Origin of the sequence: uncultured Holdemanella sp., assembly GCF_958348295.1 — a bacterium.
GTDB lineage: Bacteria > Bacillota_I > Bacilli_A > Erysipelotrichales > Erysipelotrichaceae > Holdemanella.
The window spans coordinates 1-5,754 of sequence record NZ_CATVYQ010000076.1 but is presented as its reverse complement, the minus strand read 5'-3'; the positions used below and the strand labels follow the sequence as shown (position 1 = coordinate 5,754).

The window sequence follows — 5,754 nt, the reverse complement described above, 5'->3', positions numbered from 1 at the left end:
GAGCTTTCTTTGCTGCAGTTGCTTTTTTAGCAGGAGCCTTTTTTTCTTCTACAGGTTTAGCTTCTGCCTTTTTAGTTGGAGCTTTCTTTGCTGCAGTTGCTTTTTTAGCAGGAGCCTTTTTTTCTTCTACAGGTTTTACTTCTTCTTTAACTTCAACAGCTGGTTTTGTAGCTTTCTTTGCAGGAGCTTTCTTTACTTCTGCAGGTTTTACTTCTTCTTTTTTTACTTCGACAGCTGGTTTTGTTTCTTCTTTTACTACTTTTTTATTTGTAACTTTTTTTGTCGTTTTTACTGGCATATGAAACCTCCCTTAAACGTGCTTTCTATAACGATATTATAGCACTGAATACAAATATTCCCAAATTTGTATAGACAAAAAGACGTATTTGACGCATATATTTCATATTAAATGGTGTATACTACTGAATATAATTAAAATAAGGAGGATTTGATATGCAAACACCACCAGAATTCAGGCCAAAAACATATGTACCTGTTCAAAATAAAATTCTGACCACAATCGGTACTATTATACTATCGGCCATAGTAGGATTTGGTGCTGGTTATGCCGGCAGCCATTTGTCTAACAATACAGATATTACCATCAAACAGGAAACACAAAAAGCAAAGTCAGGAACTATACAAGTAACTGATGTTTCTGATATTGTTGAAAAATGTAAAGATAGCGTTGTTGAAATCACTACTGAATCTGTCTCAAGCGGAAATTCTATTTTTGGCCAATATGTATCTCAAGGTGCAGGTAGTGGCGTAATTATTAGTGAGGATGGTTATATTGTCACAAACAATCATGTAGTCAACAATGCAACTAGTCTTAAAGTTACTACAACGGATGGAACAGAATTTGATGCTAAAATAATTGGTACTGATTCGCAAACAGATTTAGCTATCATCAAAATAGATGCGCAAAAGTTACAAGCCGCTACATTGGGTGACAGCGATACACTACAAGTCGGAGATCCAGCCATTGCGATTGGAAACCCATTAGGAGAACTAGGTGGTACAGTGACTACAGGTATCATTTCTGCTACTGATCGTCAAATTACAATTGACAATGAAACAATGACACTTTTACAAACTGATGCTGCTATAAACCCAGGTAACTCAGGCGGTGGATTGTTTAATTCAGATGGTAATCTGATTGGTATTGTAAACGCAAAAGAAAGTTCAACAGGAATTGAAGGATTAGGATTTGCAATTCCAATTACACCTGCCAAAGATGTTATTACAGAACTTATGCAGAATGGAAGTGTAACATCAAGACCAGCTCTAAATGTCAGTTTATATGACTATACATCGAATAACCAGGCTCAAAATTCCAAATACAAAGATGGCTGCTATATCGTACAAATTGTAAGAAATGGAGCTGCTGACAAAGCTGGATTGAAGCAAAATGATCGTATTATAAGTTTTGACGGACAAGATATTCATTCAACCAGTGATGTTAAAGCAATCTTAAAAAAGCATAAAATTGGTGATACTTTAAAAATAGTTGTTGAACGAAATTCAAAAAAAGTAGAAGTAGAAATCACCTTACAAGCACAAACACAATCCAATTAAGCCAGTGATATACTGGCTTTTTAGTTGAAACTAACCTATAATATATATGTAGATATAAGAAGGAGAATGAAGTTTATGTCTGAAAAAATCAAAAAAAGAAAAATCATGCTTGTTGGTACTGGATTTGTTGGCATGAGTTTTGCCTATTCAATGCTTTCAGAAAAAGGCGTTGATGAACTTGTTTTAGTCGATGTGAATGAAGACAAAGCAAGAGGAGAACAAATGGATCTTAGTGATGGTCTTGTATATGCAGATACAAAAATGAAAATCACTGCTGGCACTTATGCAGACGCTGCTGATACAAATATTGTTGTCTTAACAGCTGGAGCTGCTCAAAAGCCAGGTCAAACTCGTTTAGATTTAGTTAAAATTAACGCCAATATCACAAAAGGTGTATGCCAAGCCTTAAAAGACAATAATTTCAATGGTATCTTAGTTGTTGCGAACAACCCAGTCGACATCATGACTTATGTTGCATGGAAAGAAAGTGGATTACCTAAAAACCACGTTGTTGGATCAGGTACTGTATTAGATACAGCTCGTTTACGTCATGCATTAAGCGAAAGATTAGGATTTGCCGACAGCAATATCCACGCCTACATCATGGGTGAACACGGAGATTCTAGTTTCGTTCCTTGGATCCACTCTTATATTGGATGCAAGAACTTACTTGAATACCTAGATGAAAACAATATTTCTTTAAGTGAACTACAAGAAATCTATATTGATGTACGTGACAAAGCTTATAAAATCATTGAATTAAAACGTGCTACTTACTATGGAATTGGATTAGCATTAAAACGTATCGTATCTTGCATCTTAAATAATGAACGTGCTATCTTACCAGTTAGTTCATACCAAAATGGTGAATACGGTAAAGAAGGATACTTTATTGGAACACCAAGTGTAGTTGGTTCAAATGGTGTAGAACAAGTTATTCGCTTGCACTTAAATGAAAATGATCAACAAAGATTCGATCATTCATTTGATACATTAAAACAAACAATTGAAGATAATCTTCAAGACATCCTTTAAAAAATAGCCTGACTAAATTTTAGTCAGGCTTTTCATTTCCTCATCAATATTTTCTAACAACACTACTTTATCAAATAAAGTCAAACAAGGCTTATTTGAATCTGAATAATGGATTCTGTCATCATGATAATGTCCATTAAACCATATTTTATAATCCGTTTTCTTTTCGACAGTTTCCAAACAATCATGTAAATCATAATAATCATCTCCATATAGACTCATATCAATTTCATATTTATGAGCCAATGGATGCGATGAATAAGTATCGTGCGATAAAATATAATCTACTTTCCACTCATTCTTTTCCAATGTTTCAAAAGCATGTTTTACTTCTTCTATCGTACAAATCTCATCTTTCCACCAATTTTTATGTTCTGTACGATAACTTACATCATGGGAAAATCCTCCACCCATAGTAAAGAATTTATAACCATCAATATTAAAAACTTCACCACGCATCAAATGAAATACTTTCGAGCGAATACGATGGACTTTACCACCCTTATATTCTTCTACAGGATATGTATTTAATACATCAAAGTTTTCGTGATTTCCATCAATAAATAAAGTATTCCAAGGAAGTGAATCTAACCATTTTAGCCAAAAGTTATCCCCTGTACTTCCATCCCAGATACAACCAAAATCACCACAAATAATAACATAATCCTCTTCAGTAAGAGTTTCTCCAACAGTAAACTCTCTAGGATTGATTTTATGTATATCCTGCTCTCTATGAATGTCGCCAGTTATATAAATCATGTATTTCCCTCCAACAACGTCTTTACATTATAACACAAGCGTTCACATGTTAACAAACAAATGGCAATTGTAATTTATGTAAATTAATGAAAATTAATTTACATTTTATTACATTTTTTGTTGACATGTTTTTCAAGATGGTATATTATACAACCACAAATATTCAAAGCTGTGAACAAGACACGACTTTAAGCAAACCCGGTTAAAGAGAGTATCAATTTTGGTGAAATGATAACGATGGTTCTTAGAGCTATCCCTTGTGAGCTAATCATTTGAAATGATAGTAAAATGATTCGTCCTTCGCGTTAAGAAGTTCTAAGTGGCAACAAAGGTGTTGCAAACTAAGTGGTACCGCGGGATAATTTTAGATTTCGTCTTAGATAGACGAAGTCTTTTTTTATTATTTGAATATTTGAATAGAAAGTTTTAAGGGAGGAAAGTTATTATGAATGGTCTATTATTATTAGCTATCGCTGCTGCATTATTACTAACAGCCTACTTAGTTTATGGACGCTATTTAGTTAAAACATGGGGAATCAATCCAAAAGCTAAGACACCTGCTTATGAAAAGGAAGATGGAGTTGATTATGTTCCAAGTAACAAATGGGAAGTATTTGGACACCAATTTTCATCAATTGCTGGAGCTGGTCCAGTAACAGGTCCAGTACTTGCGATGGTATTTGGATGGTTACCTGCATTTTTATGGGTAATGGTCGGAGGCATCTTCTTTGGAGCCGTACAAGACTTTGGTGCTCTATACGCATCTGTTAAATCTCATGGTAAATCAATGGGACAAATCATTGAAACTTATATTGGTAAAACAGGACGTAAATTATTCTTCTTGTTCTGCTGGTTATTTACTTTATTAGTTATTGCTGCATTTGCCGACATGGTTGCAGGATCATTAAATGGATACAATGCGGCTGGTGCACAATCATTGCCTAGTGGAGCGGCAAGTTCAATCACAATTCTATATGTATTTGTAGCTATCGCATTTGGTTTCTTCTTAAAGAAAACAGGACTTTCAGGATGGAAACAAGCTTTACTTGGTATCGCATTAATTGTTGCAATGCTAGCATTAGGAATCGCATTCCCAGTTTACTTCACTAAACAAACATGGGTATATCTAGTATTCGTTTATATCTTCTTCGCAAGTGTTACCCCTATCTGGGTATTAAAACAACCACGTGACTATTTGACTACTTTCTTATTCATCGGAATGATCGTTGCTGCTGTAGTTGGTGTATTCGTATCAAATCCAACAATCACATCTCCTGCATTTACAGGATTTAAATCTGCAACTGGAAGCTATATCTTCCCAACATTATTCGTTACTGTAGCTTGTGGTGCTGTTAGTGGATTCCACTCACTTGTATCTAGTGAAACAAGTTCTAAACAAATCCGTAACGAAAGTGATATGTTACAAGTTGGATACGGAAGTATGTTACTTGAATCATTACTTGCTGTACTTGTAATCGTTGTTGTTGGATCTTTAACTAGTTTAGCTAGCAAAGGCGTATTGAATGAAACATTATCTTCTATGGCATTTGCCGATACTGCAACACCATTCATCAAATTCTCAGTAGGTGTTACTGGATTGATTTCACAATTTGGATTCCCTCAAGAATGGGGTCTATGCATTATGACAATGTTCGTTTCTGCTCTAGCATTAACATCATTAGACGCCGTTGCTAGAATCGGACGTTTATCATTCCAAGAATTATTTGAAGTAAATAAAGAAGCTGAAACAAACAGTGTTGTCGCTTTCTTAACAAACAAATACGTTGCTACTTTAATCACATTAGCTGGTGGTTACCTATTAAGCTTAGGTGGATACTTAAATATCTGGCCATTATTCGGTAGTGCTAACCAATTACTTGCTGCAATGGTATTAGTTTCATTATCTGTATTCTTAAAAGTTACAGGACGTAAAGGATACATGTTATATGTACCTATGGTTATGATGTTAGTTGTAACAATGACAAGCTTAGGAATGTCAGTATACAACATCTGCTTAAAGTTATTCGTAACTGGTGGATTTGCATTTATGACAGACGGACTACAATTATTCTTTGCTATTCTATTAATGGCATTAGGATTGATGATCTTCATTGGTTCCGGAAAGAAATTGGTTCAACCTGTTGAAAAGGCAAAACTTCAAGAACAAGAACAAAACGCATAAAATAGTCAAGACCGCATTAAGCGGTCTTTTCTTTTACTAAAATCAACAAAGATGACAGAAGCTTTAAAATGGTTAAAAAAAAAGGACTCAGACAACTAAATGTTGTCCGAGCCTAATCTCAGCTATAGACCGTTTTAGGGTATATAACGACTATATAAAAATAGTTGGGGTCTAGATACGCTATAAGATTACATAGGGCA

General features: G+C 34.7%; 5 protein-coding genes and 1 other annotated feature. Of the genes, 3 read left to right on the top strand and 2 right to left on the bottom strand.

Translation table 11 applies throughout. The annotated features are described in order from the left end of the window. A partial coding sequence (locus Q3907_RS10295) for a hypothetical protein (protein ID WP_301898209.1) occupies window positions 1-298 on the bottom strand: 298 nt, incomplete at its 3' end. 155 nt (window positions 299-453) lie between these two features. On the opposite strand from Q3907_RS10295, the gene Q3907_RS10290 reads away from it, so the two are divergent. After that, window positions 454-1,578, top strand: a complete 1,125-nt coding sequence (locus tag Q3907_RS10290; protein ID WP_301898208.1) for a S1C family serine protease — start codon at window positions 454-456, stop codon at window positions 1,576-1,578. Between the two features lie 75 nt (window positions 1,579-1,653). Next, entirely contained in the window at window positions 1,654-2,613 is a 960-nt protein-coding gene (locus tag Q3907_RS10285) for an L-lactate dehydrogenase (protein WP_295647330.1), read from the top strand. Window positions 2,614-2,625: 12 nt separating this feature from the next. On the opposite strand, the gene Q3907_RS10280 is transcribed toward Q3907_RS10285, so the two are convergent. After that, window positions 2,626-3,372: a metallophosphoesterase gene (locus Q3907_RS10280; RefSeq protein ID WP_295647332.1), complete on the bottom strand. Its 747-nt coding sequence runs from the start codon at window positions 3,370-3,372 to the stop codon at window positions 2,626-2,628. A 162-nt stretch (window positions 3,373-3,534) separates the two neighbouring features. Further along, window positions 3,535-3,754 (top strand) — a binding site (T-box leader). A gap of 63 nt (window positions 3,755-3,817) precedes the next feature. Here Q3907_RS10280 and Q3907_RS10275 point away from each other — a divergent pair. Continuing rightward, window positions 3,818-5,554, top strand: coding sequence for a carbon starvation protein A (locus Q3907_RS10275; protein ID WP_301898207.1), 1,737 nt, complete (start codon window positions 3,818-3,820; stop codon window positions 5,552-5,554). Window positions 5,555-5,754 lie beyond the last annotated feature (200 nt).